Below are 25,250 nucleotides of genomic sequence, written 5' to 3'. Positions count from 1 at the left end.
CGATTCCCGCCGGCGGGGATTTCCTGCTTTTGCGTTTCTGCCTTTCGGCTTTCGCGCTCCCCGACTTTAGCAGATGCTTTCCGTCGGATTTACCGTTCCGCTGTGAGCACGCACGTCTCCGTGGCGTTCTCGTCGCGGGGGTTGTGACAACGTACTGGAGCGGGGCACCCCGATGCAAATCGGGGGGCCCCGCTCCTGGTGGTGCGTCAGACCTCCACGACCACAGGGAGGATCATCGGGCGGCGACGGTAGTTGTCGGAGACCCACTTGCCGATGGCTCGGCGGATGAGCTGCTGCAACTGACGGACCTCTGCGACGCCGTCGGAGGCGGCGCGGGCGAGGGACTCCTCGACCTTGGGGAGTACGTCGTTGAACGCCGCGTCGTCGATCCCGGAACCGCGGGCCTGGACGAACGGACCGCCCACGACCTTGCCGGTGGTGCTGTCGACGACGATGAACACCGAGACGATGCCCTCCTCGCCGAGGATGCGGCGGTCCTTCAGGGAGGCCTCGGTGATGTCACCGACCGAGAGGCCGTCCACGTACACGTAGCCCGCCTGGACCTTGCCGGTGACCCTGGCGACGCCGTCGACGAGGTCGACGACCACGCCGTCCTCGGCGAGGACGCAGCGCTGCTTCGGGATGCCGGTGGCCTGGCCGAGTTCGGCGTTGGCCCGCAGGTGCCGCCATTCGCCGTGGACCGGCATGAGGTTGCGCGGCTTGCAGATGTTGTAGAAGTACACCAGTTCGCCGGCGGAGGCGTGGCCGGAGACGTGCACCTTGGCGTTGCCCTTGTGCACGACGTTGGCGCCCCAGCGGGTGAGGCCGTTGATCACCCGGTAGACCGCGTTCTCGTTGCCGGGGATGAGCGAGGAGGCCAGGACCACCGTGTCGCCCTCGACGATGCGGATCTGGTGGTCGCGGTTGGCCATCCGGGACAGGGCGGCCATGGGTTCGCCCTGGGAGCCGGTGCACACCAGAACGATCTTCTCGTCGGGGAGGTCGTCGAGCGTCTTGACGTCCACGATGAGACCCGGTGGGACCCGCAGGTAGCCCAGGTCACGGGCGATGCCCATGTTGCGGACCATGGAGCGACCGATGAAGGCGACCTTGCGGCCGCGCTCGTGGGCCGCGTCCAGGACCTGCTGGATGCGGTGGACGTGGCTGGCGAAGCTGGCCACGATGATCCGCTTCTCGGCCTTGGCGAAGACCTGGCGCAGCACCGGCAGGATGTCCCGCTCGTGCGGGATGAAGCCGGGCACCTCCGCGTTGGTGGAGTCGGAGAGCAGCAGGTCGATGCCCTCCTCCGACAGGCGCGCGAAGGCGTGCAGGTCGGTGAGGCGGCCGTCGAGCGGCAGCTGGTCCATCTTGAAGTCGCCGGTGTGCACGACCATGCCGGCCGGGGTGCGGATGGCGACCGCGAGGGCGTCGGGGATGGAGTGGTTGACCGCCACGAACTCGCAGTCGAACGGCCCGATGCGCTCGCGCTGCCCCTCGGCGACCTCGAGGGTGTAGGGACGGATGCGGTGCTCGGCGAGCTTGGCCTCGATGAGGGCCAGGGTCAGCTTCGAACCGATCAGCGGGATGTCGTCCTTCTCCCGCAGGAGGAAGGGGACGGCGCCGATGTGGTCCTCGTGACCGTGGGTGAGGACGATGCCGACGACGTCGTCCAGGCGGTCACGGATGGACGTGAAGTCCGGCAGGATCAGGTCGACTCCGGGCTGCTCCTCCTCCGGGAAGAGCACCCCGCAGTCGACGATCAGCAACCGGCCTCCGTATTCGAAGACCGTCATGTTGCGGCCGATCTCGCCGAGACCGCCTAGCGGGGTGATGCGCAAACCCCCTTCGGGCAGCGCGGGGGGCGGGCCGAGCTCAGGGTGCGGATGGCTCAAAGTATCTCCTCACCACGCACGCCACAGGCCCCGGGCGGACACCCGGGGACACCGTGCGCGCATGACAGCGTGCTTTCTGTTGCGTTGTCCTCATGGAGCGATCATTCAGTTCTTAAGTCTTTGGTTACAGCTGTACCCCGCCGGCGGCGAGATCCTGCTTCAACTGTGCCGTCGCGGCCTCGCCGAGCTCCACGAGCGGGAGCCGGAGCGGGCCGCCGGGCAGCCCCTGCAGGGCCAGGGCGGCCTTGGTGGTGATGACGCCCTGGGTGCGGAAGACGCCGGTGAAGACCGGGAGCAGCTTCTGGTGGATCTCGGCCGCCTTGTGGACGTCACCCGAGAGGTACGCCTCGAGGAGGGCCCGCAGCTCAGGGCTGACCAGATGTCCCACGACGGAGACGAAGCCGGCGGCGCCGACGGAGAGCAGCGGCAGGTTGAGCATGTCGTCGCCGGAGTACCAGGCGAGGCCGCTGCGGCTGATGGCCCAGCTCGCGGCGCCGAGGTCGCCCTTGGCGTCCTTGTTGGCGACGATCCGGGGGTGCTCGGCGAGCCGGACCAGGGTCTCGGTCTCGATCGGGACGCCGCTGCGGCCGGGGATGTCGTAGAGCATCACCGGAAGGCCGGTGGCGTCCGCGACGGCGGTGAAGTGCCGGTACAGGCCCTCCTGCGGGGGCTTGTTGTAGTACGGCGTCACCGTGAGCAGGCCGTGGGCGCCGGCGCGCTCCGCCTGGCGGGCCAGCTCGACGGTGTGGTGGGTGTCGTTGGTGCCGACGCCGGCGACGACGAACGCGCGGTCGCCCACCGCCTCGAGTACGGCCCGGACGAGCTGCTCTTTCTCCACGTCGCTGGTGGTCGGCGACTCACCGGTGGTGCCGTTGACGACCAGGCCGTCGTTGCCTGCCTCGACGAGGTGGGCGGCGAGCTGCTGCGCGCCGTCGAGGTCGAGGGCGCCGTCCGCGGTGAACGGCGTGACCATTGCGGTCAGGACCCGCCCGAAGGGGGTCTGCGGGGTGGAGGTCGGAGCCATGAGTCCAACGCTACTCGGTGCCGGTGCCGGGACACCCCCTCGGGACCTGCGATGAGGACTCCGGCGCTGCCTGCTCGGGGGTTCAAGCAGCACCGGAATCCGTTTCTGAAGACTAGACGAACAGCACGAAACCCGGCAATCGGAAGATTCCGGATGAGTGGTGACCTGCTACGGAGCGACCCGGCCGTTGGCGTTGAAGGCGGCGTGGGTGAGCGGCATGAGCTTCGTCCATTCGGCTTCCATCCGCTCCCCGACCATCTCGATCTCCCGCTGCGGGAAGGACGGGACCGTGGCGAGCTCGTGCTGGGTGCGCAGGCCGAGGAAGTGCATCAGCGAGCGGGCGTTGCAGGTGGCGTACATCGACGAGAACAGGCCGACGGGCAGGGTGGCGCGGGCGACCTCGCGGGCGACGCCGGCCGCCAGCATCTTCTGGTAGGCCTCGTAGGAATGCCGGTAGGAGGCCTCCATGGCGTCCACGACGGCCTGGTGCTGCTCCGGGGACCCGTGCACGAACTCGTACTTCCCGGGGCGGCCCTGCTGCACCAGCTTGCGCTCCGTGGACGGCACGTAGAAGACCGGCTGCAGCTCGCGGTACCGGCCGGACTCCTCGTTGTACGACCATCCGACGCGGTGGCGCATGAACTCGCGGAAGACGAAGATCGGGGCGCTGATGAAGAAGGTCATGGAGTTGTGCTCGAAGGGGCTGCCGTGGCGGTCCCGCATGAGGTAGTTGATCAGGCCCTTGGAGCGCTCGGGGTCCTTCGTCAGCTCCGCCAGGGACTGCTCGCCGGCCGTGGAGACCCGGGCGGCCCACAGCACGTCGGAGTCGGCGGCGCTGTGCTTGACGAGCTCGACGGTCACGTCGTCGCGGAACTGCACGGAATCGTCGGCGGGGATGTCGGTCACCGGGCGTCCTTCCTCATGGAGCTTGGGGCGGCGCCCAGCCTATGCGCCCGCTCCGACATCGCCCGACACCCGTCGACACCGGCCCCACCCCCCGCAAAGCGGAGCAAGGCAGACGACCGGCGGACCACTGCTGGCCGGTCCCGGCGGGGCCCGCTAGCCTCACCGATGTGTCTCTGCCCTTCCTCGCCGCCGACAGCGGCCACGACGAGTACGCCGCGGACGCCGCCCTTCCGCACCGGGTCCAGGACGGGTGGATCCGTCCCTACCGCCCGGGGCCCTGGCGGGTCGCCGCGGCGGCGATGCTGCTGGTGCTCGCCTCGTACCTGCTCATCGCGGGAGTGATCATGGGGCTCGCGGGCAACGGGCCCGGGGTCGCCGCTACGGTCGTCGCCGCCGTGCTGGCCATCGTCTGCGCGCTGCGTCTGCTGCGCGTGGGGTTCTGGGTGAGCACGCGCGGGCTGCGGCAGGTGGGGCTCTTCTACACCACGACGCTGCCCTGGAACCGCGTCGGGGCCGTCCGTACGGCCCAGCAGCCGGTGAAGTGGCTGGGGCTGCCCCGGACCGTCCAGGGCCAGGCCCTGGTCGTCACGCGGGCGGACGGCCAGCGGTTGCGACCGCTGCTCACCGACCACAACGCGGACTTCCTCGGCCGTACGGAGGCCTTCGACCAGGCGGCCGACGCCATAGAGGGCTGGGCCTCCGAGCTGAGCCGCTGAGGGCTCAGCGGGGAACCACGCCACGCCCCGGTCCGGGAGGCACACGGTGGCGGGAGACGGCGTAGAGGCGACAGCCGGGCGTCATCGGGGGTTTGCCTGCGGCTGTTAGCGTCCGGCCGACCCGGCCCGCCGAGGACCTGGAGCGACTCTTGCTCGCACCGCCGCATCCCGACACGCTCCTCACCCATCCCGCGCCGCTGCCCGCGCTGGAACCGCTGCGGGGCCGCACCGTCGTCGTGAAGTTCGGCGGGCACGCCATGACCGACGGGACGTTGCTGCGCACCTTCGCCGAGGACGTGGTGCGGCTGCGGCGGACCGGGGTGCGGGCCGTGGTGGTGCACGGGGGCGGTCCGCAGATCAGCGCGCAGCTGGACCGGCTCGGCGTACCCGCGCACTTCCTGGGCGGTCAGCGCGTCACCACGCCGGAGACGCTGGACGTCGTGCGGATGGTGCTCGCCGGCAAGGTGCAGCGGGAGCTGGTGCGGCTGTTCAACGAGCACGGCCCGTACGCCGTCGGGCTCACCGGCGAGGACGCGCACACGCTCACCGCGGTGCGCCGGTACGCCGAGGTCGGCGGGGAGCTGATGGACATCGGCCTGGTCGGGGACGTCACGGAGGTCAACACGGCCGCCGTGGACATGCTGCTGGACCACGGGCACATCCCGGTGGTCTCGCCGCTCGGCCGCGGCACGGACGGCGAGGTCTACAACGTCAACGCGGACGCGGCCGCCGGCGCGCTCGCCGCCGCGCTGGGCGCGGAGGCCCTGGTGGTGCTGACGGACGTGCCCGGGCTGTACGCGGACTGGCCGTGCCGGGAGCGGGTGCTGGACCGGCTGACCGCCACCGAACTGGAACGGATGCTGCCGTCCCTGGGGGGCGGCATGGTGCCGAAGATGGAGAGCTGCCTGCGCGCGGTCCGCGCCGGTGTCGGTACCGCACGGGTGCTGGACGGGCGCGCCCCGCACGCCCTGCTGCGCGCGCTGACCGGCGCCCCCGGCGAGGCCGGGACGACCGTCCTGCCGGGCTGAGGCCGGGCCCCTTTCAGGGGGTCTGCGGCGCCTTCCCGCGCAGGGCGATCGCCCGCTGCATGGCCTTGCGCGCCCGCGGGGTGTCGCGGGCGTCGTGGTAGGCGACCGCGAGCCGGAACCACGTCCGCCAGTCCTCCGGCGCGGCCTCCGTCTCGGCCTTGCGCCGGGCGAAGACCGCGTCGGCGGAGGCGCGGTCGACGCGCCCGCTCGGGGTGCGCACCAGCTCGTCCTCCGGCAGGCCGCCCTCGGCCTCCAGTTCGCGGGCCAGCCGGTCCGCGTTGCGTGCGAACTGCGTCGTACGGACCAGGAACCAGACGCCGACCAGCGGCAGCACGAGCACGGCCACGCCGAGGACCACCGTGACCGGGCGGCCGTCCTGGATCAGCCAGACGCCGCGGGCGCCGGCCAGCACGAAGTACACGACCAGCACGGCCGCGAGGACGAAGTAGGTGATCTTTGCGCGCATGGTGGGCGAACCGGCTCTCGGTTGGTCGTCTCTCGGTCGGTCAGTCGAGGTCCATGAAGTGCTCCAGGCCGAAGGTGAGTCCCGGCGTGGAGACGACCCTGCGCACACCGAGCAGCACGCCCGGCATGAAGGAGCCGCGGTTCATGGAGTCGTGACGGATGGTGAGGACCTCTCCGGCGTCGCCGAAGAGCACCTCCTGGTGGGCGACGAGACCGCGCAGCCGCACCGCGTGCACGGGCACGCCCTCGACGTCGGCGCCGCGCGCGCCGTCCAGGGCGGTGGCGGTGGCGTCCGGCTGCGCGCCGAGGCCGGCCTCGCGGCGGGCGTCGGCGATGAGCTGCGCGGTGCGCACGGCGGTGCCGCTGGGGGCGTCGACCTTGTCCGGGTGGTGGAGTTCGACGATCTCCGCGGACTCGAAGAAGCGGGCCGCCTGGCGGGCGAAGCGCATGGCCAGGACCGCCCCGATGCCGAAGTTCGGGGCGATGAGCACACCGGTGCCCGGCGTGGCACCGAGCCAGCCGCGCAGGGTGTCCAGGCGCTCGTCGGTCCAGCCGGTGGTGCCGACGACGGCGTGGATGCCGTGCCGCAGGCAGAAGTCGAGGTTGCCCATGACCGAGCCCGGGGTGGTCAGTTCCACCGCGACCTGGGCCTCGTTCTCGGCCAGGGTCTCCAGCTTGTCCTCGCGGCCGATCGCCGCCACGAGCTCCAGGTCGTCCGCGGCCTCGACGGCCTTGACCGCCTCGGCGCCCATCCGGCCGCGGGCCCCGATCACACCCACACGGATCTTGCTCATCGTTCCAGTCCTCCGGTCCAGACGTTCGAGACGGTCGGTACGGCTCAGGCTCAGACGACGGACTCGTGCAGGCGGGCGGCCTGCCGGTCCTTCAGCGGGCCTATGACGGCCAGCGAGGGACGCTGTCCCAGGACGTCGCGGGCGACCGCACGCACCTCGTCGGGGGTGACCGCGGCGATCCTCTCCAGCGTGGCGTCCACCGACATCTGCTCGCCCCAGCAGAGCTCGCTCTTGCCGATCCGGTTCATGAGCGCGCCGGTGTCCTCCAGGCTGAGCACGGTCGAGCCGGAGAACTGACCGATGGCGCGGTGCAGTTCCTCGTCGCTCAGCCCGTGCTCGGCGACCTGGTCGAGCTCCTCGCGGCAGATCTTCAGGACCTCGTGGACGCGGCGCGGCTGGCAGCCGGCGTACACACCGAACAGGCCGCAGTCCGCGAAGGACGAGGTGTACGAGTAGACGCTGTAGGCGAGGCCGCGCTTCTCGCGGACCTCCTGGAACAGCCGGGAGCTCATCCCGCCGCCGAGCGCCGTGTTGAGCACGCCCAGCGCCCAGCGCCGGTCGTCGTGCCGGGACAGCCCCGGCATGCCGAGCACGACGTGGGCCTGCTCGGTGCGGCGCTCCAGCAGCTCCACCCGGCCCTGGCCGCGGATCGTGCGGGCGCCGTCGCGCGGCGGGCGGGGAACGGCGTCCGCGTCACGGAGGGCGCCCGCGTCCTCGAAGGCCTTGCGCACCTGGCGGACGACGGTGGCGTGGTCGATGTTGCCCGCGGCGGCGACGACCAGCCGGGTCGGGTCGTAGTGCTTCCGGTAGAAGCGGGCGACCTGGTCGCGGGTGAGGGCGTTGATGGTGTCGACCGTGCCGAGGACGGGGCGGCCCAGCGGGGAGTCGCCCAGCATGGCGGTGGCGAACAGGTCGTGGACCTGGTCACCGGGGTCGTCCTCGGTCATCGCGATCTCCTCCAGGACCACACCGCGCTCGGCGTCGATGTCCTCCTGGCGGATCAGGGAGCCGGTCAGCATGTCGCTGACCACGTCGATGGCGAGCGGCAGGTCGGTGTCGAGGACACGCGCGTAGTAGCACGTGTACTCCTTGGCCGTGAAGGCGTTCATCTCGCCGCCGACGGCGTCGATGGCCGAGGAGATCTCGAGTGCGCTGCGCCGCGCGGTGCCCTTGAAGAGCAGGTGCTCCAGGTAGTGCGTGGCGCCGTTGAGTGCCGGGGTCTCGTCGCGGGAACCGACGCCGACCCAGATGCCGAAGGTCGCGGAGCGCACGGTCGGCAGGGTCTCGGTGACGACGCGCAGTCCCCCGGGGAGGACGCTGCGCCGGACCGTACCGATGCCGTCGGCGCCGGGCAGGAGGGTCTGCGTGCGGACGGCCCGCCCCTTGGTGGAGGGGCGGGCCGTCACGCGTGTGGAGCCGGTGGTCACTTCTCGGACGCGTCCTCGGCCTTGTCGTCGGCCGCGGTCTCTTCGCCCTCGATGACCGGGATCAGCGACAGCTTGCCGCGCTGGTCGATCTCGGCGATCTCGACCTGGACCTTGGAGCCCACGGCGAGGACGTCCTCGACGTTCTCGACGCGCTTGCCGCCGGCCAGCTTGCGGATCTGCGAGATGTGCAGCAGGCCGTCCTTGCCCGGGAGCAGGGAGACGAAGGCACCGAAGGTGGTGGTCTTCACGACCGTGCCCAGGTAGCGCTCGCCGACCTCGGGCATCGTCGGGTTGGCGATGCCGTTGATCGTGGCGCGGGCGGCCTCGGCGGACGGGCCGTCGGCGGCACCGATGTAGATGGTGCCGTCGTCCTCGATGGTGATCTCGGCGCCGGTGTCCTCCTGGATCTGGTTGATCATCTTGCCCTTGGGGCCGATGACCTCACCGATCTTGTCCACCGGGATCTTGACGGTGATGATGCGCGGGGCGTTCGGCGACATCTCGTCCGGGGTGTCGATCGCCTCCATCATCACGTCGAGGATGTGCAGACGGGCGTCGCGGGCCTGCTTGAGGGCCGCGGCCAGGACCGACGCCGGGATGCCGTCGAGCTTGGTGTCCAGCTGCAGCGCCGTGACGAACTGCTTGGTGCCGGCGACCTTGAAGTCCATGTCGCCGAAGGCGTCCTCCGCACCGAGGATGTCGGTGAGGGTGACGTAGTGGGTCTCGCCGTCGATCTCCTGGGAGATCAGGCCCATGGCGATGCCGGCGACGGGGGCCTTCAGCGGCACACCGGCGTTCAGCAGCGACATGGTGGAGGCGCAGACCGAGCCCATCGAGGTGGAGCCGTTGGAGCCGAGCGCCTCGGAGACCTGGCGGATGGCGTACGGGAAGTCCTCGCGGGCCGGCAGGACCGGGAGGATCGCCCGCTCGGCCAGCGCGCCGTGGCCGATCTCACGGCGCTTGGGGGAGCCCACGCGGCCGGTCTCGCCGACGGAGTACGGCGGGAAGTTGTAGTTGTGCATGTAGCGCTTGCGCGTCTCGGGCGCGAGCGTGTCCAGCTGCTGCTCCATGCGGAGCATGTTGAGGGTGGTGACGCCCAGGATCTGCGTCTCACCGCGCTCGAACAGGGCCGAGCCGTGCACCCGCGGGATGGCCTCGACCTCGGCGGCCAGGGTGCGGATGTCGGTGACACCGCGGCCGTCGATGCGGACCTTGTCCTTGATGACGCGCTCGCGGACCAGCTTCTTGGTCAGCGAGCGGTAGGCGGCGGAGATCTCCTTCTCGCGGCCCTCGAACTGCGGGAGCAGCTTCTCGGCGGCGAGACCCTTGACGCGGTCCAGCTCGGCCTCGCGGGCCTGCTTGCCGGCGATGGTCAGCGCCTGCTTGAGCTCGTCGGAGACGGCGGCCTCGAGCGCCTCGAACACGTCGTCCTGGTAGTCCAGGAAGATCGGGAACTCGGCGGTCTCCTTGGCGGCCTTGGCGGCGAGGTCGGCCTGCGCCTTGCACAGCACCTTGATGAAGGGCTTGGAGGCCTCCAGGCCCGCCGCGACGACCTCCTCGGTCGGCGCCTCGGCGCCGTCCTCGACGAGCTTGATCGTCTTGGTGGTGGCCTCGGCCTCGACCATCATGATCGCGACGTCGCCGTCCTCGAGGGTGCGGCCGGCCACGACCATGTCGAAGACGGCGTCCTCCAGCTCGCTGTGGGTCGGGAAGGCGACCCACTGGCCGCGGATCAGCGCGACGCGGACGCCGCCGACCGGGCCGGAGAACGGCAGGCCGGCCAGCTGCGTGGAGCAGGAGGCGGCGTTGATGGCAACCACGTCGTAGAGGTGGTCGGGGTTGAGTGCCATGATCGTCGCCACGACCTGGATCTCGTTGCGCAGGCCCTTCTTGAAGGACGGGCGCAGCGGGCGGTCGATCAGGCGGCAGGTGAGGATCGCGTCCTCGGAGGGACGGCCCTCACGGCGGAAGAAGGAGCCGGGGATCCGCCCGGCCGCGTACATGCGCTCCTCGACGTCCACCGTCAGCGGGAAGAAGTCGAGCTGGTCCTTCGGGTGCTTCGAGGCGGTGGTGGCCGACAGCACCATGGTGTCGTCGTCCAGGTAGGCCACGGCGGAGCCGGCGGCCTGACGGGCCAGGCGGCCCGTCTCGAAGCGGATCGTACGGGTGCCGAAGCTGCCGTTGTCGATCACGGCTTCGGCGTAGTGGGTCTCGTTCTCCACTATGGGGATTCTCCTCTTTCGTGCCCCCGGGCGTCTTCCCGGGAGCCGTCGGTGGAGGGGCGTCCCGCCGGGCCGGTCTTCGATCGAAGCCACCGGGACGTACGTGCTGCCCGGGGGCCACTACCGAGGACCGGCTCTGGTGGCGTTTAGGAGGACGCTCCCTCCGCATGCTCTATGGCGTTGTGTATGGGACCAGACTACAAAGCTTCGGTCCCGGTCTCGCGCCCAGCGCGGTCCCGTACGTACGCCAAGGGAGCGGCTCCCGGACGGGAACCGCTCCCTTTACGGCGTCTCAGCGGGCGCCGGCCGCGCCACGGCGGATGCCGAGGCGCTCGACGAGCGCACGGAAGCGCTGGATGTCCTTCTTGGCCAGGTACTGCAGCAGGCGGCGGCGCTGGCCGACCAGGATCAGCAGACCACGACGGGAGTGGTGGTCGTGCTTGTGGGTCTTGAGGTGCTCGGTCAGGTCCGAGATGCGGCGCGAGAGCAGCGCGACCTGGACCTCGGGGGAGCCGGTGTCGCCCTCCTTGGTGCCGAACTCGGCGATGATCTGCTTCTTCGTCGCGACGTCGAGCGACATACGGTCTCCTTGTGGTGTCGGTGCCTCCGAGCGCCCCTGGTCTGCGTCACAGGAGAAGCTGCGATGACTCGGAAGGCATGACGCGCCGCGCATGGGCGGACGCATCGGTTACACAGAGTACCACCCCGGGCCCGGTGCGATGTCCGGGGCCGGGGTGGCGGTGCTGCGGGCGGCTCGCGGGCGTCCCGGCTCAGCCGCTGGTCATGCCGCGGGCCTCGGCGTACAGGTCGAGGACCGCGAGGGCGAGCGGGATCAGCGAGAGCAGCACGGTCGCCTCGGCGAGGTCGAGCATCCGGCCCCAGAAGGGGGTGACGCCCTTGCTCGGGACGATGAGGGCGATCGCGACCAGGAGGGTGGCGCCCAGGGCCACCGCGGCGGACAGCCACACGGTGCGGATGTCGAGCGAGGAGTGGTTGCCGCGCAGCAGGTCGGTGAGGACGTCGGTCGGCAGGTTGAGGGCGAGACCGATGATCAGCAGCCCGATGGTGATCACACCGGCCACCATCAGCGTCACGACCTGCGAGGTGTAGCGGAACAGCCGGGCGCGCATCAGTGTCGCCAGGCCCATCGCGAGGGCGAGCAGCTGCGCCCAGGCGCTGTCGGAGAAGCCGAGCACGACGCCGGCGGAGCCGACGATCGCGGCCGCGCAGCCGCCGACCAGCCCCAGCAGCAGCTCGTGGCCGCGACGGGCCTGGTTGGTGATCCGGTCGAAGTCGACCGGCTCCTCCTCGCCCTGCCGGTCGCCGTCGCCGCGGTGCCGGGCCTGGACCTGGTCGGGCGAGCGGAAACCGATGGGCAGCCGGGCGAAGCGGGCGGACCAGCCGGGCAGGAAGCCGATGACGGCGATCATGACGACGGCGGTGACGGCGGCCGCCTCGCGCGGCGCGGCGTCCGTGAGGATCGCCACGAAGGTGGCCACGGTGCCGACGCCGGCCGTGAAGGAGGCCGCGACGAACGGCGCGTCGCCCTGCGGCAGCATCAGCACGAGGAGCACGGCGGCGATGAGCACCACGACGCAGCCGATGAGGAAGTGCAGCCGGCCGGGTCCCTCGGTCTTGCCGACGCCCATGACCCCGGAGCCGGCGACGAGCAGCAGCGGCAGGGAGGCGAGGCCGAGGGCGACGGCGGAGTGCCGGTCGTCGTACACGCGGGCGCGCACCGAGGCGAGCGCCACCAGCACCAGGCCCGCGGCGCCGGCGAGGATGCCGGGCAGGCCGTGCATGTCGTGCTTGACCGGCTCGGAGAACCAGAGCACGAAGGCCATGAGGGCGAGCAGGATGACGCCCGCGGTCAGGCCCACGCCGCGCATGAGGCCGTCGTTCCAGCTGCGGCGGTCGGTCTGGACCGCGGCGGCGACGGCATCGACGACGTCGTCGAACACGGCGGGCGGCAGCGAGTCCGCGAACGGACGCAGCAGCAGCAACTCGCCGTCGTGGACGCGCTGTTCGGCCAGGGACAGGGTGTCGTCGAGGACACGCCCGTCACGGCGGACCAAGTTGTAACCGGTGGGGGCGGCTTCGTCGGGCGTCTGGCCCGACAGGCGCAGTATCTCGGGATGGATGTCGGAGAGCGGTACGTCCTCCGGAAGTGCCACATCGATCCGGCTGTTCGGCGCCGCCACCGTGACTCTGCAGAATCCCGTCGCTGAGATCGTGCTCACCTGGAGTGGTCCCCCTCGTCCGGTGATGGATGGGTAGAGGTCGGGTCCACGCGGCCGTCCAGGGTCGGACCCCCGTTCCGCGCTTCGCGATCCGTCACCCTACCGGGTACCCCAAGTCCCTTGTCCCTCACCCGTCCCAGTGCCCTGTGACTGTCATGCCCAGTAGGATCGCCACCTGCCTGTGGTCCAATGCCCGCCCCGTGCGGGGGCGGAGCGCGACCGGGACGTGTCATACGGGGGACCGTCGCCACGGGGGCGGCCCGAAACTGCGATTCGCGTGAAGGACTGGTGCATCGGTGAGCGTGGTCGTCATCAAGCGCCCGCCGCGGGTTTACCCGCCGGAGGTGCCGAATGAGGAGGTACGGCTCGAAGCCCCGCCCGAACTGCCACGCGGCGAGGACCAGGGCCTGTTGATGAACCTGCTGCCGATGCTCGGCATGGGTTCGTCGGCGGCGTTCTTCTTCCTGCCGACGGGGTCGGGGACCTCCGGCGGATTCATGAAGGTCATGGGCGTGCTCATGATGGGCTCCACCGTGGCGATGGTGGTGGCCCAGATCGTGCGCTCCCGCAAGGGACCGTCGGGGCAGATGGCGGAGGCCCGCCGGGACTACCTGAAGTACCTGGCGCAGATACGCCGCGGGGTGCGCAAGACCGCCCGCAAGCAGCGCGACGCACAGTATTACCTGCACCCCGCGCCCGAACAGCTGTGGGCGCTGGTCGCCGAGGGCTCGCGGGTGTGGGAACGCCGGCTCACCGACCCCGACTTCGCGCAGGTGCGGGTGGGCCTGGGGCCCCAGCAGCTGTCGACTCCGCTGGTGGCGCCGGAGACCGCCCCGGTGGACGAGCTGGAACCGCTGACCGCGCACTCGATGCAGCAGTTCATCGCGGCGCACGGTTCGCTGGACAACCTGCCGCTGGCCGTCGGCCTGCGCTCCTTCTACCACGTGACGGTCTCCGGTGACCCCGACACCGTCTACGGGCAGACCCGCTCCATCGTGGGCCAGCTGTGCTCCCTGCACTCGCCGGAGGACCTGGTCGTCGCCGTCGTGGCGGCGCCCGGCGCGCAGTCGGAGTGGGAGTGGGTCAAGTGGCTGCCGCACGCACAGCACAAGGAGCACGACGGCGCGGGCTCGCGCCGTCTGATATGCGGCGACCTGGGTGAGGTCGAGGAGCTGCTGGCGGACGAGCTGGACGGCAGGCCGCGCTTCAACCGCGAGGGCCAGACGGTGCTGGACCAGCCGCACGTGGTGATCGTGCTGGACGGCGGCGGCGTGCCGGCGGACTCCGTGATCGCCTCCGCCGAGGGCCTGCAGGGCGTCACGATCCTGGAGGTCGTCCCCGGCGAGCTGGACGAGGCGCGTGGCTCGCTGTCCATCCAGGTGTGGCGCGACCAGCTGTACCTGGAGGCCGGGGCCGGCACCTTCACCGGCGTCCCCGACGTGCTGTCCCCCGTACAGGCCGAGTCGCTGGCGCGGCAGCTCGCGCCGCTGCGGCTGGGCGCCGCCGACGCCGACGAACCGCTGCTGGCGAACCTGGACTTCACCGACCTGATGGGGATCGGCGACGCCTCGTCGGTGGACGTCGCGCGGACCTGGCGGCCGCGGACCCTCCATGAGCGGCTGCGGGTGCCGATCGGCCTGGGCGAGACCGGCGAGCCGGTCATGCTGGACGTCAAGGAGGCATCGCAGGAGGGCATGGGCCCGCACGGCCTGTGCGTCGGCGCCACCGGTTCCGGCAAGTCCGAGCTGCTGCGCACGCTGGTACTGGGACTGGCCGTGACGCACTCCTCGGAGACCCTCAACTTCGTGCTCGCCGACTTCAAGGGCGGCGCGACCTTCACCGGCATGGGCACGATGCCGCACGTGTCGGCGGTCATCACCAACCTGGCCGACGAGCTCACCCTGGTGGACCGCATGCGCGACTCCATCACCGGTGAGCTGACCCGCCGCCAGGAACTGCTGCGGCAGTCCGGCAACTACGCCAACATCACGGACTACGAGAAGGCCCGCGCGGCGGGCGCGGCGCTCGACCCGCTGCCCTCGCTGATCCTGATCATCGACGAGTTCTCCGAGCTGCTCGCCGCCAAGCCGGACTTCATCGAGATGTTCATCCAGATCGGCCGCATCGGCCGTTCGCTGGGTGTGCACATGCTGCTGGCCTCGCAGCGCCTGGAGGAGGGCAAGCTGCGCGGCCTGGACACCTTCCTGTCGTACCGCATCGGTCTGCGGACCTTCTCCGCCGCCGAGTCGCGCACCGCGATCGGCGTGCCCGACGCGTACCACCTGCCCAACGTCCCCGGCGCGGGCATCCTGAAGTACGGCACCGACACGATGGTGCAGTTCAAGGCCGCGTACGTGTCCGGCACCTACCGGGCGCCGGGCACGCGGACGGCCAGCGGGGCACGCATCGACCGCTCCCCCGTGCTGTTCACCGCCTCGCCCGTGCCCGTGCGCATCGTCACCGAGCCGGAGCCGCAACCGCGCGCCGGGCAGGTGGACGACGCGCTGGCCGACACCGTGCTCGACGTCATCGTCGGCCGGCTGGAGGGCCAGGGGCCGCCCGCCCACCAGGTGTGGCTGCCGCCGCTGGACGAGCCGTTCAGCGTCGACCAGGTGCTGCCGCCGCTGACGGTGAGCGCCGAGCGGGGTCTGCACGCGGACGGCTACACCGCCACCGGCAAGCTCCAGGTGCCGGTCGGCCTGGTCGACAAGCCCTTCGAGCAGCGCCGTGACGTCATGTACGCGGACCTGTCGAGCTCCGGCGGTCACGCGCTGGTCGTCGGCGGCCCGCAGTCCGGCAAGTCGACGCTGGTGCGCACCCTGATCGCGTCGTTCGCGCTCACGCACACCCCGAAGGAAGTGCAGTTCTACGCACTGGACTTCGGCGGCGGCGGCATGCTCGCCCTGGACGGGCTGGCGCACGTCGGCGGGGTGGCCTCGCGCCTTGACGCGGAGAAGGTCCGCCGTACGGTGGCCGAGGTGCACGGCATCCTCAACGCCCGCGAGGAGTTCTTCCGCACCAACGTCATCGACTCGATGAACACCTTCCGCTCCCGCCGGGCCTCGGGGCACTTCCCCGACCAGCCCTGGGGCGACGTGTTCCTCGTCATCGACGGCTGGAGCACCTTCAAGACCGACTACGAGATGCTCGACCCGGTCATCAACGACATCGCCACCCGCGGTCTGGGCTTCGGCATCCACCTGGTCATCACCGCCACCCGCTACACCGAGATCCGGCCCGCACTGCGCGACCAGGTCCTCAGCCGGCTGGAGCTGCGGCTCGGCGACCCGATGGAGTCCGAGTTCGACCGCAGGCGCGCCGAGAACGTGCCGGTCGGCAAGCCGGGCCGCGGTCTGTCCCCGGAGAAGCTGGACTACCTGGCGGCGCTGCCCCGCGTCGACGCCTCCTCGAACGTGGAGGACCTCTCCGAGGGCATGGCGCAGTTCGTGGCCACGGTCAACGCCAACTGGTCGGGTCCCACCGCGCCGAAGGTGCGGATGCTGCCGACGATGCTGCCGTCGACCGAGCTGCCCAAGGGCGGCGACTTCTCCGACCGCGGCATCGCGATCGGCGTGGACGAACTCACCCTGTCGCCGGTGTTCGTGGACTTCGAGACCGACCCGCTGTTCGTCATCTACGGCGAGAGCGAGTCCGGCAAGTCCTCGCTGCTGCGGCTGATCGCCAAGCAGGTCAGCGAGCGCTACGAGTCCGGCAAGGCGCTGTTCGTGGTCTCCGACTTCCGCCGGGCGCTGCTCGGCCAGGTCCCGGAGAGCCATGTGTACAAGTACTGCGCCTCCGGTCCGCAGCTGCAGGAGGTCATGGAGTCGCTGGCCGGTTCCATGAGCCGCCGGATGCCCGGCCAGGACGTCACGCCCGAGCAACTGCGCAACCGCAGCTGGTACAGCGAGCCGGACGCCTGGGTCTTCGTGGACGACTACGACCTGGTCGCCACCTCGATGGGCAACCCGATGCAGGTGCTGATGGAGTACCTGCCGTTCGCCCGTGACCTGGGTCTGCGCATCGTGCTGTCGCGCAGCACCTCGGGGGCGTCTCGGTCGTCCTTCGAGCCGTTCCTGACCCGCGTCAAGGAGCTGGGCGCGACCGGTGTGCTGCTCTCCGGCGACCCGGGCGAGGGGCCGGTCTTCGGCAACGTCAAGGCGTCCAGGCTGCCCCCGGGCCGTGCGCAGTTCATCACGCGGCGCCGCGGCAACCAGCTCATCCAGACCGGCTTCCTGCCGGAGAGCTGAGCCCGTTCCGGCGCGCGGCGCCGGGACACGCGAGTGGGGGCGGGCCGGACGGCCCGCCCCCGCTCGCGTGTCCGCGTTCAGTCCCGCGGGGCCGGTGGCCGGTAGGCGGGCGGGACGTCCCGGGGGTCGCGCCGGACGGCGGCCGGGCGGTGGCCGCCGGACGCCTCGTCCTCCCGGTCGTCCCCGGCTTCCCCGGCTTCCTCCTCGGCCTGCTGCTCGAACCAGCGCCGGGCGCGCTCCTCCTGCGCGGCCCGCTCCTCGGGCGTCAGCCGTTCGTCGGCCCGCTTCAGCTCGGCCAGGCGGTCGCCGATCGCACCGAGGTAGGCGCTGGAGGCCAGTGCCTCGCGCATGCCGAGGCGACCGGAGAGCACCTCCCGCGCCGTCTCCTTGAGCGTGCCGTCCACGGTGGGGTTGTCGGCGAGCGTCCTGAGCGCCTTGTGCAGTCGGCGGGCCTGTGCGGGGTCGTCCGCGACGTCCATCAGGTCCGCGTCGCTGATCTCCTTGCTCATCGGTCCGTTCCCCCGGTCGAGAGTGTGGTGACGGGTGTGCTCATGCCATCGTGCCACCAGGGGGACGCCGCAACCACGGTCAGCGGTCGCGGGCACCGTCGCGGGTGCGCGGGCCGAGCGGCACCGACACGCTTCGTCAACCTTTCGGACGTCCTTCCCGGAGCGCTGATCGGAGTTCCTCGATCAGATGTGGCACGGTCTGTCTGAACGATGCCGAAGGAGGCGACGAGCGATCATGTCCTACCCCGAGCCCCGTTACCTCGGAGAACAGGGCGAGATCAGCGCACTGTTCCGCTCCGCCGACACCGCCGCGGACGTGGTCGCGCCGTCGGGCAACCGCACCCACTACCTCGCCACGCACACGTCGACGGACGGCGGCTTCGGCCTGTACCGGATCGACATGGGCCCGGGCTCCCCCGGCCCCAGCACCCACTTCCACCGCTCGATCTCCGAGTCCTTCTTCGTCCTCTCCGGGGCGGTGCAGCTCTTCGACGGGGAGCGCTGGATCACCGCCCGTCCCGGGGACTTCCTCCACGTGCCGCCGGGAGGACTGCACGCCTTCCAGAACGACTCCGACGAACCCGCGTCGATGCTGCTGCTCTTCGCGCCCGGCGCGCCCCGGGAGGAGTACTTCGAGCGGGCCGGTGAGATGGCGCAGCGCGGGGGCACGGCGTTCCGGGAGTTCCTGCTCCGCCACGACAGCTTCTTCGTGGACCCGCCGCAGGTCGGGCCGGAACCGCTGTGACATAGGGGGCGGCGGTCAGCCGACGCTCTTGTCGATGACGCAGAACCGGTTGCCCTCGGGGTCGGCCAGCACGACGAAGTCCGGGTCCGGGGGGTAGAGGTCCCAGTCGACCCGCCCGGCGCCCAGGGCGACCAGTCGCTCCACCTCCGCAGCCTGTCCGGCGGCGTCGTCCGCGTACAGGTCCAGGTGGACCCGGGGGTGCTCCTGGACCGGGGTGTCGCTGGTGCCGAGCGCGATCCCGGGTCCCGCCGCTCCCGCGGCGGGCACCAGCACCGCCCAGTCGTCCTCCGCCCGCACCTCGCCGTCGCGGGGCACGTAGCCGAGGGCGGCGCCCCAGAAGGCCGCGGCGCGCCGCACGTCCGTCACTCCGAGCACGATCGTCCCGAGGGTCAGCATGCGTCGATTGTGGCAGCCGGCGCCGGACCCGGACGGGCCTGCCCGGATGGGGACATGGCCCGCGTCACCCGTCGCCCGCACCGCCGACCTGGACGCCGCCGTGCTCGGCGCGGCGCGCTCGCTGCCGGACACCGCCTTCGAGGGCGACCTGTCCGGCTCCGACGGGGAGCACGCCCTCGGCGGCATGCACGCGGTGGTGTGGGAGGACAGCGGCCTCGCCGGGCACGCCGCCGCGCTGCTGGACGCCCTGGAACGGCTGGTGCGCGGCGCCCACGGCCTGGGGCGCCGGCCGCCGCCGACGGAGCCGGCGCCTTCTGCGCCGCGCGCGGCTGGCGGCCCTGGCGCGGCCCCACCGCGGCACTGACGCCGGACGGTGTCGTCCGCACCCCCGGGGACGACGGTTGCGTGCTCGTGCTGCCCGGGCCCGCCCCGCTCGACCTGTCCTGCCCGCTCATCTGCGACGGGCGCGACGGCGACCTGTGGTGACCGCGGCCGGCGTCACGGGACGTACAGCTCCAGGCGCCAGTCGTTGCAGCGGATGGGGTGCCCCGGCGGGTACTCGAAGTCGCACTCCTCCACCAGCGTGAAGCCGAGCTTGCGGCAGATCGCGTTCGAGGGGTGGTTGTCGACCTTGGGGAAGGCGTGCAGGAAGCGCGGGCCCTTCTCGGCCGCCGCCCGGGCGATGACGGCCGCCCCGGCGGCCGCGGCGACCCCGCGCCCCTGGAACTCGGGCAGGACGCCCCAGCCGGTCTCGTACACCGTCCCGCCGCGCCAGGACTTCTCCCAGTAGCCGATGCTCCCGGCCGGGACCCTCTCGGGCAGCAGCACGATGCTGAACATCCCGCCACCGCCCTCGCCGCCGCTCGCCAGGTACCGCTCGTGCCGGACGAGCAGTTGCTCCTCGGTCTCGGGGCCGCCGAGGTGGCGCATCATCCCCGGCGCGTTCGCCCGGCGCAGCAGGTCGAGGTCACCCTCCGCCCACGGCTCGATCCGTACCTGCGCTGCCATGTTCCGCTCCCTCGTCGCTCCTGCCGATCACACCACACGGGTCGGACACCGCCACCGATGAGTTCCGCCGGCCCGGCCGGTCCTACCTCCCGGAGCCGTTCCGCAGTGGCCCGGCCCGACCAGGAAGGCAGCATCATGAACGACATCACCATTACCCGGGTCTTCGACGCCCCGCTCGCCAAGGTGTGGAAGGTGTGGACCGAGCCGGAGTACTTCGCCCAGTGGTTCGGCGCCCCGCTGCCCACCGTCGCCAGCGACATCCGCCCGGGCGGCGCCTGGCGCGCCACCATCACCACGCCGCAGGGCGAGATGCCGCTGAGCGGGGTGTACCGCGAGGTGGAGGTGCACAAGCGCCTGGTGTGGACGATGGACGTCCCCGGCGCACCCGAGGTCGTCATGGACGCCACCTTCACCGACCGCGGGGACAGGACCGAGGTCGTCTACCACCAGCCCGGGGTCCCCGAGGAGCACTGCGCCACGGCCGAGGCCGGGGCCAACCACATCCTGGACAGCTTCACCTCCGTCCTGACGAAGTCCTGAAGGGAGGGCGGACGGACGTGACGGAGACGACCTTCGTCCTGGTCCCCGGGGCGGGCGGCGGCACCTGGTACTGGCACCTGCTCGTGCCGGAGCTGCGCCGCCGCGGCCACGCCGCGGTCGCGGTGGACCTGCCCACCGCGGACGACTCCGCGGGCCTGCAGGAGTACGCCGACGCGGCCGTCGCCGCCGCGGGCGACCGTGCGCCGGTGGTGCTGGTCGCCCAGTCGATGGCCGGCTTCAGCGCGCCCCTGGCCTGCGAACGACTGGGGGACCGGCTCGTCCTGCTCGTCCTGGTCAACGCGATGGTCCCGGTCCCCGGCGAGACCGCCGGGGACTGGTGGGCCGCCACCGGCCAGCCGGAGGCCCGGCGCGCCCTCGACCTCGCCGAGGGACGTCCGGTGGACGGGGAGTTCGACCCCCTGGTCACCTTCTTCCACGACCTTCCGCGGCCCGTGGCGGACGAGGCCCTCGCCCAGGGGAACCGGCAGTCGGACACCCCGTTCGGCGTGCCCTTCCCGCTGCCCGCCTGGCCGCAGGTGCCCACCCGCGTCGTCGTGGGCCGCGACGACCGGCTGTTCCCCGCCGCCTTCCAGCAGCGGGTGGCCCGGGAACGGCTCGGCGTCGAACCGGACGTCCTGCCGGGTGGGCACCTGGTGGCGCTCGCCGACCCGGGCGGACTGGCTGACCTTCTGGTGGGCTATCTGCCTGGCTGAGGCAGCGACCGGCGAAGGTGCAGGGCGCCGGGGCTCCACTGGTCCCGCCCCGTGCCGCGTACCTCCGCCGTCCAGCCCTGCGCGGCGGCGACGGCGGAGGCGCGGTCCGGGCCCGCACCACGGAAGAGCCGGGCGGGGACGGTGACGGCGAGCACGGCCCCGCCGTCGGCGTCCCGCGCCCGGTGGGCCGCCGGCCGGCTCTCGGCGGCGGCGATCCGGGCGCGGATCCGCTCGGTCGCGTACGCGTCCCACCGGGCGGGGTCGGCGGCCCACTCGAGCCGGAACCGGGGCCAGGTGAGGGCGCCGCGCCACGGGTTGAGCCACGCGAGCGGCGGATTGGCCCCCGCGGACGCGATCGCGACGAACAGGCCCAGGGCGAGCGCGCCGACGGCCCACAGCGGCAGCCAGAGCCACTGCAGGACGAACTGCGCGAGCAGCCCGGGCCTGTTCCTGCGCGGGGCGGCGAGGAGGGGCGGGGCGGTCACGCGGTGCCGTGCGAGCGGTGGACCACGGCCTGCGCGTACGCCACCCGTACGTCCAGCCGGTCCGTCCGCACCTTGTACCGCTCGGACATCCCGTAGTACTTCAGCGACGCCGGCGAACCGGCCCCCTGCCGCCAGGCCGTCCGGACGGGCAGCGACCAGGCGGAGTCACCGGTGCCGCCGACCGCCCAGAACAGGTTGAGGACGAGCCACAGCGGCGACAGCAGCACGAACACCACCCACGAGGTCGTCGTCCCGCCGTGCCCGGCGAGCACCCGGCCGCCCGGCAGCCTGATCTCCCAGCGCGACCGCCACCGCGCCCGCTTCGCCGGGGTCCCCAGCTCGCCCAGTTCCTCGCCGCCCGGCCCGAGCACCGACAGCCGCCCGCCGGACGACTGCCCGCCCACCGGCCGGACGACGTAGCCGAGCGTCTCCCGTCCGGCCAGGTCCCGGTACATCGCGAACCGCGGCTTCGCGTCGGCCCCGGAGCCGCCGGCGGGAGCACCGTGCCCGACGTACACGGTCTCGCCGCCCCGCCGGGGACGGATGACCTTCTGCAGCTTGAAGCCGGCCTGCCGGCGCTCCTGTTCGGAGGGCGGCCGTACCTGGAACGAAACGACACTCATCGGATCATGTCCTGTCCTGTGTCACCCGAAGACGGAGCGGACGTCGCCACCCGCGCCGGGCTGCTCCGGTGGGCCTGCGGGGGCGCCGCCGGAAGTGCCGCGGTCGCGTGCGAAGTGCACGCTCCCCCCGATCTCGGACATCAGCGAGACGTACACGGGCAGGTCCGCCAGGCTCGGGGTGCTGAGCGAGAAGACGACGAGGTAGCCGCCGAACGGCGACGGCACGTAGAGCTCGATGTGCAGGAACGCGAAGGGGGCCGCGATCTGTTCGCCGTCGACCTCCGTCGCGTGGAACGACACCACGGCGGGACCGCACTCCAGGTCCACCTGGTGGACGTCCCGGTGCGGCTCCAGCGAGAGCATCTCGTGCAGCGCCGCCGCCGCGATCCCCGGGTCGCCCGGCTCGACCTCCTCGATGCGCACGAGCAGGTTGGCCGTGCTGATCCGGTCGTCCTCGGTGGCGAACAGGCCGAGGGCCGCGTGCAGGACCCCGTCGGCGTCCAGCGACCCGGCGACCTCGCGGTACACCGCGGCGGTGGCCTCCCGCTGGAAGTCGGTGCCGCCCGGCCAGATGCGCGCGGCCAGTTCGGCCACCTGCGCGTCCAGGGCGTCGGGCGGCAGGTGCAGCGGGATCTCGTGGAAGACGTCCGGGGACTCGAACTCGACGAGCACGCCCGGCGCCTCGTGGAGCGACGTGCTCATCAAAGCCTCCCGGCCGCAGGCGTGTCCGAATTGTTGAACATGTTGTAGACGCCGGTCACGATACCGGGAGCCTGCTGCGCGACCTGCGGTCCCTTGGCCCACCACGACATGGGGTCGAGCGTGCCGTCGGCCCGGATGGCCGCGCCGAGGGAGTTCTTGACGCTCTGCGGGGCGAACTTCTCCACCGCCCAGCTCAGCGCCTTCTCCTTGGCGGAGGATCCGACGGTGTCCAGGACGTGGTTGTCCCAGGCCATCTTCATGCGGTTGCCGAAGCCCTCGGCGCTGACCATCTTGCTGCCCGGCAGTGCCTCCCGCCGCAGCAGGCCGACCTTGCCCTCCAGCTTCTCGACCGTGTAGCCGGCGTTCTTCAGCGCCCGGATCTTGGTCACGTGCTCGATGGAGGCGATGGTCCTGCCGTTCACCTTGTAGAGCTTCATCGGGATCTTGACGCCCTTCATCGCGACCTTCCCCAGCTTGCCGATGGGGATGACGCCCAGACCGTCACCGATCAGGTCCATCGCGCTGACGTCCGCGCCGCCCAGTTTCGCCGCCCCGTGCGTGGCCAGGGCACCCAGCGACAGCGCGCCGCCCGCGAGCGCGAAGGCACCGGAGAGCGGCGGGCACCAGAGGGTGAGCAGGGAGAGGACGCCCATCACCGTCGAGGCGATGCTGAGCCAGTCACCGATCTGCTTGAGCAGGTCGGCGTGCTCGACGCACCAGTTCTGGATGCTGTGCCCCAGCTTGGTGAACGCGTCCGCCAGTCCTTCGAAGAACCCCGTGTCGGGCGCCTTGTCGTTGGCCTTGCGCAGCCGGTCCGCGATGCCCCGGGCGTCGGACTGGTGGTGCTCCAGCAGCTCCTCGGCCCGCTTGATGATGTCCTCGAGCTCCTGCTGCGCCTTCTCCAGCTGCTTCCCCGCGGAGTCGAGGTCCTTGCCCGCCTGGTTCAGCCGGTTCGACGCCGCGTCGATCTTCGCCTGGGCGTCGGCGAGTTCGCTCTGCGTCGCGTAGTACTGGCCCGCCAGGCGCAGCGCCGGGTCCGCGGCCGCCTGGTTGTAGGCGGCCGTCGCGCGGTCGTAGGTGCCCTGCCCGGTCTTCTCCCGCTCCTTGGCGGCCTTGGCCTGCGCCTCGTACTCCCGGGCCTTGTGCTGGTACTCCGCCAGCTTCGAGCGCCACGACGACAGCTGGAGCGAGGCCTCGCGCAGTGCGTCCCGGCTGTCGCCCACGTAGCGCGGCAGGTCGCCGACCTTCTCGGCGAAGGCGCTCGCGGCCTCGCCCTCCCAGGTCTTGCCGCCCTTGGTGATCCCGGTGAGCGTCGTGTAGGCGTTGTCCAGGCCCGTCGCGGCCCGCGAGAGCTTGGAGGTGAGGTCCTCGACGCTCTCCAGCTTCCCCGGTGCCGGGTCGAAGCCTATGGAGGGGTATTCCACCGCCGTCATCGCGCACCTGCCGTGGGCCGCGCCTCGGGGGACGGGGAGGGCGTGGGCTTCGGCGCCGCGCCCTGCGTCATGGCGTCGCGGATCGCCTGCTCCGTGGCCTCGTAGTTGTCCTTGGTGGCCTTGAGCTTCTCCTCGATCTGCTGCGTGCCGTCCGCGATCTTCCCGATGGCGTTGTCCCAGCTGTCGTGGAACTCGTCGCAGGCGTTGTCCAGCGCCTCGCTGCCGGTGCTCTTCGGACCCACGTCCTTCAGCGCGTTGAGCGCCTTGCGCATGTCGTCCTGACTGTCGTGCAACTGCTTCAGCAGCCGGTCGAGGTCCTGGACCTCGACCTTGAAGTGGTCACCCAATGTGTGTCCCCCGCGTGGACCGCCCGCCGTGCTTCAGCACCAGGGGCGGTGGTTTCAGCCGACCCACCGAGGCTACCGCTCCCCCACGTGCCGCTTCACCCCCTCCCGGGTGCTCCCCGCAGGATCTCTACGTGCCCCGACGCGGGCACGGTGTGCGCGGGTTCCTCACGGGATGCAGGGCGCCCGGTGCGCCCCGGACGTGATCCGGTATGTTCGGGTGCAATTGGCATGTCCTCGCTTAGGCGATGGCGCGGTTCCGGAGTCAGGGGACCGCACGCACGGCGGACGTGCCGGGATCGCAGTCAACGGGGATGGGACAAAGGGATGAGCACTCCCTTCGACGGTTCACAGGGCGGCGGAGCCACGCGGATGCGGCTGAACTCCGTTCCCGCGGATCCGGGAGGCGGCGGTACGTCCGCCGGGACGACGAAGGTCGACACCCAGCGCCTGGACGAGGCCGCCAACGCGCTGGTCGAACTGCGCGGTGACACCGAGAACGTCGACAACCAGGCCGACGAGGACACCCTCGGGGCCGTCACGGGCCTCAACAAGCACACCGCTCCGGGTCCGCCCGACGGGGGCTCCTGGGCCACCGCGGGCTCCCTCATGAGCATGGACGTCCGCTGGGGCGACCAGGTCCTCAACCTCAAGAGCATGCTGCAGGACATCAGCGACAAGCTCCACACCAGCACCGGCCACTACACCCGCACCGAGCAGGAGGAGCAGGCCCGCCAGGCCTCGCTCCACACCCCCTTCGGTTAGGGCCCGCCCTCCGGCCCGGGACGCCC

The 25,250-nt window shown here is 71.5% G+C and carries 25 protein-coding genes; 8 read left to right on the top strand and 17 right to left on the bottom strand.

Annotated elements, in window-relative coordinates:
- Window positions 1-206: 206 nt before the first annotated feature.
- The 3 genes from ABZ312_RS35235 to thyX all read right to left on the bottom strand — a co-directional run bounded on the left by ABZ312_RS35235 (window position 207) and on the right by thyX (window position 3,822).
- Window positions 207-1,892 carry a ribonuclease J gene (locus ABZ312_RS35235; protein WP_500325854.1) on the bottom strand — a complete coding sequence of 562 codons (1,686 nt, stop codon included), beginning with the start codon at window positions 1,890-1,892 and terminating at the stop codon, window positions 207-209.
- Window positions 1,893-2,016: 124 nt separating this feature from the next.
- Entirely contained in the window at window positions 2,017-2,916 is a 900-nt protein-coding gene (dapA, locus tag ABZ312_RS35230) for a 4-hydroxy-tetrahydrodipicolinate synthase (protein WP_500325853.1), read from the bottom strand.
- A gap of 168 nt (window positions 2,917-3,084) precedes the next feature.
- Entirely contained in the window at window positions 3,085-3,822 is a 738-nt protein-coding gene (thyX, locus tag ABZ312_RS35225) for an FAD-dependent thymidylate synthase (RefSeq protein ID WP_500325851.1), read from the bottom strand.
- 167 nt (window positions 3,823-3,989) lie between these two features.
- Between thyX and ABZ312_RS35220 the strand changes: the two genes are divergently transcribed.
- The gene (locus ABZ312_RS35220; protein WP_499514350.1) at window positions 3,990-4,538 is read left to right on the top strand and encodes an SCO5741 family PH domain-containing membrane protein; all 549 of its coding nucleotides are present in this window, start codon (window positions 3,990-3,992) and stop codon (window positions 4,536-4,538) included.
- A gap of 149 nt (window positions 4,539-4,687) precedes the next feature.
- Window positions 4,688-5,566, top strand: a complete 879-nt coding sequence (gene argB / locus ABZ312_RS35215) for an acetylglutamate kinase (protein WP_500325849.1) — start codon at window positions 4,688-4,690, stop codon at window positions 5,564-5,566.
- Window positions 5,567-5,579: 13 nt separating this feature from the next.
- Here argB and ABZ312_RS35210 read toward each other — a convergent pair whose 3' ends face one another.
- The 6 genes from ABZ312_RS35210 to eccD all read right to left on the bottom strand — a co-directional run bounded on the left by ABZ312_RS35210 (window position 5,580) and on the right by eccD (window position 12,714).
- Window positions 5,580-6,032, bottom strand: coding sequence for a hypothetical protein (locus tag ABZ312_RS35210; protein ID WP_499514348.1), 453 nt, complete (start codon window positions 6,030-6,032; stop codon window positions 5,580-5,582).
- A gap of 40 nt (window positions 6,033-6,072) precedes the next feature.
- Entirely contained in the window at window positions 6,073-6,825 is a 753-nt protein-coding gene (gene dapB, locus ABZ312_RS35205) for a 4-hydroxy-tetrahydrodipicolinate reductase (protein ID WP_499514347.1), read from the bottom strand.
- 50 nt (window positions 6,826-6,875) lie between these two features.
- On the bottom strand, window positions 6,876-8,252 hold the full coding sequence (locus ABZ312_RS35200) for a M16 family metallopeptidase (protein ID WP_500325846.1): 1,377 nt from the start codon (window positions 8,250-8,252) through the stop codon (window positions 6,876-6,878).
- A complete protein-coding gene (locus ABZ312_RS35195) occupies window positions 8,249-10,474 on the bottom strand; it encodes a polyribonucleotide nucleotidyltransferase (RefSeq protein ID WP_499514345.1) in 2,226 nt (741 codons plus the stop codon). Before ABZ312_RS35195 ends, ABZ312_RS35200 begins: the two co-directional genes overlap by 4 nt.
- Window positions 10,475-10,766: 292 nt before the next feature.
- Window positions 10,767-11,054 carry a 30S ribosomal protein S15 gene (rpsO, locus tag ABZ312_RS35190; RefSeq protein ID WP_361804583.1) on the bottom strand — a complete coding sequence of 96 codons (288 nt, stop codon included), beginning with the start codon at window positions 11,052-11,054 and terminating at the stop codon, window positions 10,767-10,769.
- Between the two features lie 190 nt (window positions 11,055-11,244).
- Entirely contained in the window at window positions 11,245-12,714 is a 1,470-nt protein-coding gene (eccD, locus tag ABZ312_RS35185) for a type VII secretion integral membrane protein EccD (RefSeq protein WP_500325844.1), read from the bottom strand.
- Between the two features lie 296 nt (window positions 12,715-13,010).
- Here eccD and eccCa point away from each other — a divergent pair, with 296 nt between their 5' ends.
- Window positions 13,011-16,961, top strand: a complete 3,951-nt coding sequence (gene eccCa / locus ABZ312_RS35180) for a type VII secretion protein EccCa (RefSeq protein WP_500325842.1) — start codon at window positions 13,011-13,013, stop codon at window positions 16,959-16,961.
- 77 nt (window positions 16,962-17,038) lie between these two features.
- Here eccCa and ABZ312_RS35175 read toward each other — a convergent pair whose 3' ends face one another.
- Complete coding sequence (locus tag ABZ312_RS35175) at window positions 17,039-17,470, bottom strand: hypothetical protein (RefSeq protein ID WP_500325840.1); 432 nt, start codon at window positions 17,468-17,470, stop codon at window positions 17,039-17,041.
- A gap of 235 nt (window positions 17,471-17,705) precedes the next feature.
- Here ABZ312_RS35175 and ABZ312_RS35170 point away from each other — a divergent pair, with 235 nt between their 5' ends.
- On the top strand, window positions 17,706-18,215 hold the full coding sequence (locus tag ABZ312_RS35170) for a cupin domain-containing protein (protein WP_500325838.1): 510 nt from the start codon (window positions 17,706-17,708) through the stop codon (window positions 18,213-18,215).
- 15 nt (window positions 18,216-18,230) lie between these two features.
- On the opposite strand, the gene ABZ312_RS35165 is transcribed toward ABZ312_RS35170, so the two are convergent.
- A complete protein-coding gene (locus tag ABZ312_RS35165; protein ID WP_500325836.1) occupies window positions 18,231-18,611 on the bottom strand; it encodes a VOC family protein in 381 nt (126 codons plus the stop codon).
- 46 nt (window positions 18,612-18,657) lie between these two features.
- Here ABZ312_RS35165 and ABZ312_RS35160 point away from each other — a divergent pair, with 46 nt between their 5' ends.
- A complete protein-coding gene (locus tag ABZ312_RS35160; RefSeq protein WP_500358289.1) occupies window positions 18,658-18,975 on the top strand; it encodes a hypothetical protein in 318 nt (105 codons plus the stop codon).
- Window positions 18,976-19,109: 134 nt separating this feature from the next.
- On the opposite strand, the gene ABZ312_RS35155 is transcribed toward ABZ312_RS35160, so the two are convergent.
- Window positions 19,110-19,619: a GNAT family N-acetyltransferase gene (locus ABZ312_RS35155; RefSeq protein WP_500325833.1), complete on the bottom strand. Its 510-nt coding sequence runs from the start codon at window positions 19,617-19,619 to the stop codon at window positions 19,110-19,112.
- A 135-nt stretch (window positions 19,620-19,754) separates the two neighbouring features.
- Here ABZ312_RS35155 and ABZ312_RS35150 point away from each other — a divergent pair, with 135 nt between their 5' ends.
- Complete coding sequence (locus ABZ312_RS35150; protein WP_500439494.1) at window positions 19,755-20,159, top strand: SRPBCC domain-containing protein; 405 nt, start codon at window positions 19,755-19,757, stop codon at window positions 20,157-20,159.
- A gap of 17 nt (window positions 20,160-20,176) precedes the next feature.
- Entirely contained in the window at window positions 20,177-20,872 is a 696-nt protein-coding gene (locus tag ABZ312_RS35145; protein WP_500439493.1) for an alpha/beta fold hydrolase, read from the top strand.
- Here ABZ312_RS35145 and ABZ312_RS35140 read toward each other — a convergent pair.
- Genes ABZ312_RS35140 through ABZ312_RS35120 form a run of 5 tightly spaced genes read right to left on the bottom strand, consistent with a single transcriptional unit; the run spans window position 20,857 to window position 24,462 of the window.
- Entirely contained in the window at window positions 20,857-21,357 is a 501-nt protein-coding gene (locus tag ABZ312_RS35140) for a hypothetical protein (RefSeq protein ID WP_500325827.1), read from the bottom strand. The two genes, ABZ312_RS35145 and ABZ312_RS35140, sit on opposite strands and share 16 nt — an antisense overlap.
- Window positions 21,354-21,980, bottom strand: a complete 627-nt coding sequence (locus tag ABZ312_RS35135; protein ID WP_500439491.1) for a hypothetical protein — start codon at window positions 21,978-21,980, stop codon at window positions 21,354-21,356. Before ABZ312_RS35135 ends, ABZ312_RS35140 begins: the two co-directional genes overlap by 4 nt.
- A gap of 21 nt (window positions 21,981-22,001) precedes the next feature.
- Window positions 22,002-22,682 (bottom strand): hypothetical protein, encoded by a 681-nt coding sequence (locus tag ABZ312_RS35130; protein WP_500358288.1) that lies wholly within the window; start codon window positions 22,680-22,682, stop codon window positions 22,002-22,004.
- Window positions 22,682-24,115: a putative T7SS-secreted protein gene (locus ABZ312_RS35125; protein ID WP_500358286.1), complete on the bottom strand. Its 1,434-nt coding sequence runs from the start codon at window positions 24,113-24,115 to the stop codon at window positions 22,682-22,684. Before ABZ312_RS35125 ends, ABZ312_RS35130 begins: the two co-directional genes overlap by 1 nt.
- Window positions 24,112-24,462 (bottom strand): WXG100 family type VII secretion target, encoded by a 351-nt coding sequence (locus ABZ312_RS35120; RefSeq protein WP_500325820.1) that lies wholly within the window; start codon window positions 24,460-24,462, stop codon window positions 24,112-24,114. Before ABZ312_RS35120 ends, ABZ312_RS35125 begins: the two co-directional genes overlap by 4 nt.
- A 324-nt stretch (window positions 24,463-24,786) precedes the next feature.
- Here ABZ312_RS35120 and ABZ312_RS35115 point away from each other — a divergent pair, with 324 nt between their 5' ends.
- The gene (locus ABZ312_RS35115) at window positions 24,787-25,224 is read left to right on the top strand and encodes a hypothetical protein (RefSeq protein ID WP_500325819.1); all 438 of its coding nucleotides are present in this window, start codon (window positions 24,787-24,789) and stop codon (window positions 25,222-25,224) included.
- The last annotated feature ends 26 nt before the right edge of the window (window positions 25,225-25,250 follow it).

Source organism: Streptomyces sp. NPDC006207 (genome assembly GCF_040613835.1).
Taxonomy (GTDB): domain Bacteria; phylum Actinomycetota; class Actinomycetes; order Streptomycetales; family Streptomycetaceae; genus Actinacidiphila.
The sequence above is the reverse complement of the archived record's forward strand: the minus strand, read 5'-3'. Positions and strand labels throughout refer to the sequence as shown.

Bases quoted from the DNA above. Each gene is read 5' to 3' on its own strand.
- dapA (WP_500325853.1), bottom strand. From the start codon at position 2,916: ATGGCTCCGACCTCCACCCCGCAGACCCCCTTCGGGCGGGTCCTGACC.
- ABZ312_RS35210 (WP_499514348.1), bottom strand. From the start codon at position 6,032: ATGCGCGCAAAGATCACCTACTTCGTCCTCGCGGCCGTGCTGGTCGTG.
- dapB (WP_499514347.1), bottom strand. From the start codon at position 6,825: ATGAGCAAGATCCGTGTGGGTGTGATCGGGGCCCGCGGCCGGATGGGC.
- rpsO (WP_361804583.1), bottom strand. From the start codon at position 11,054: ATGTCGCTCGACGTCGCGACGAAGAAGCAGATCATCGCCGAGTTCGGC.
- ABZ312_RS35175 (WP_500325840.1), bottom strand. From the start codon at position 17,470: ATGAGCAAGGAGATCAGCGACGCGGACCTGATGGACGTCGCGGACGAC.
- ABZ312_RS35170 (WP_500325838.1), top strand. From the start codon at position 17,706: ATGTCCTACCCCGAGCCCCGTTACCTCGGAGAACAGGGCGAGATCAGC.
- ABZ312_RS35165 (WP_500325836.1), bottom strand. From the start codon at position 18,611: ATGCTGACCCTCGGGACGATCGTGCTCGGAGTGACGGACGTGCGGCGC.
- ABZ312_RS35160 (WP_500358289.1), top strand. From the start codon at position 18,658: ATGGGGACATGGCCCGCGTCACCCGTCGCCCGCACCGCCGACCTGGAC.
- ABZ312_RS35155 (WP_500325833.1), bottom strand. From the start codon at position 19,619: ATGGCAGCGCAGGTACGGATCGAGCCGTGGGCGGAGGGTGACCTCGAC.
- ABZ312_RS35150 (WP_500439494.1), top strand. From the start codon at position 19,755: ATGAACGACATCACCATTACCCGGGTCTTCGACGCCCCGCTCGCCAAG.
- ABZ312_RS35135 (WP_500439491.1), bottom strand. From the start codon at position 21,980: ATGAGTGTCGTTTCGTTCCAGGTACGGCCGCCCTCCGAACAGGAGCGC.
- ABZ312_RS35130 (WP_500358288.1), bottom strand. From the start codon at position 22,682: ATGAGCACGTCGCTCCACGAGGCGCCGGGCGTGCTCGTCGAGTTCGAG.
- ABZ312_RS35125 (WP_500358286.1), bottom strand. From the start codon at position 24,115: ATGACGGCGGTGGAATACCCCTCCATAGGCTTCGACCCGGCACCGGGG.
- ABZ312_RS35115 (WP_500325819.1), top strand. From the start codon at position 24,787: ATGAGCACTCCCTTCGACGGTTCACAGGGCGGCGGAGCCACGCGGATG.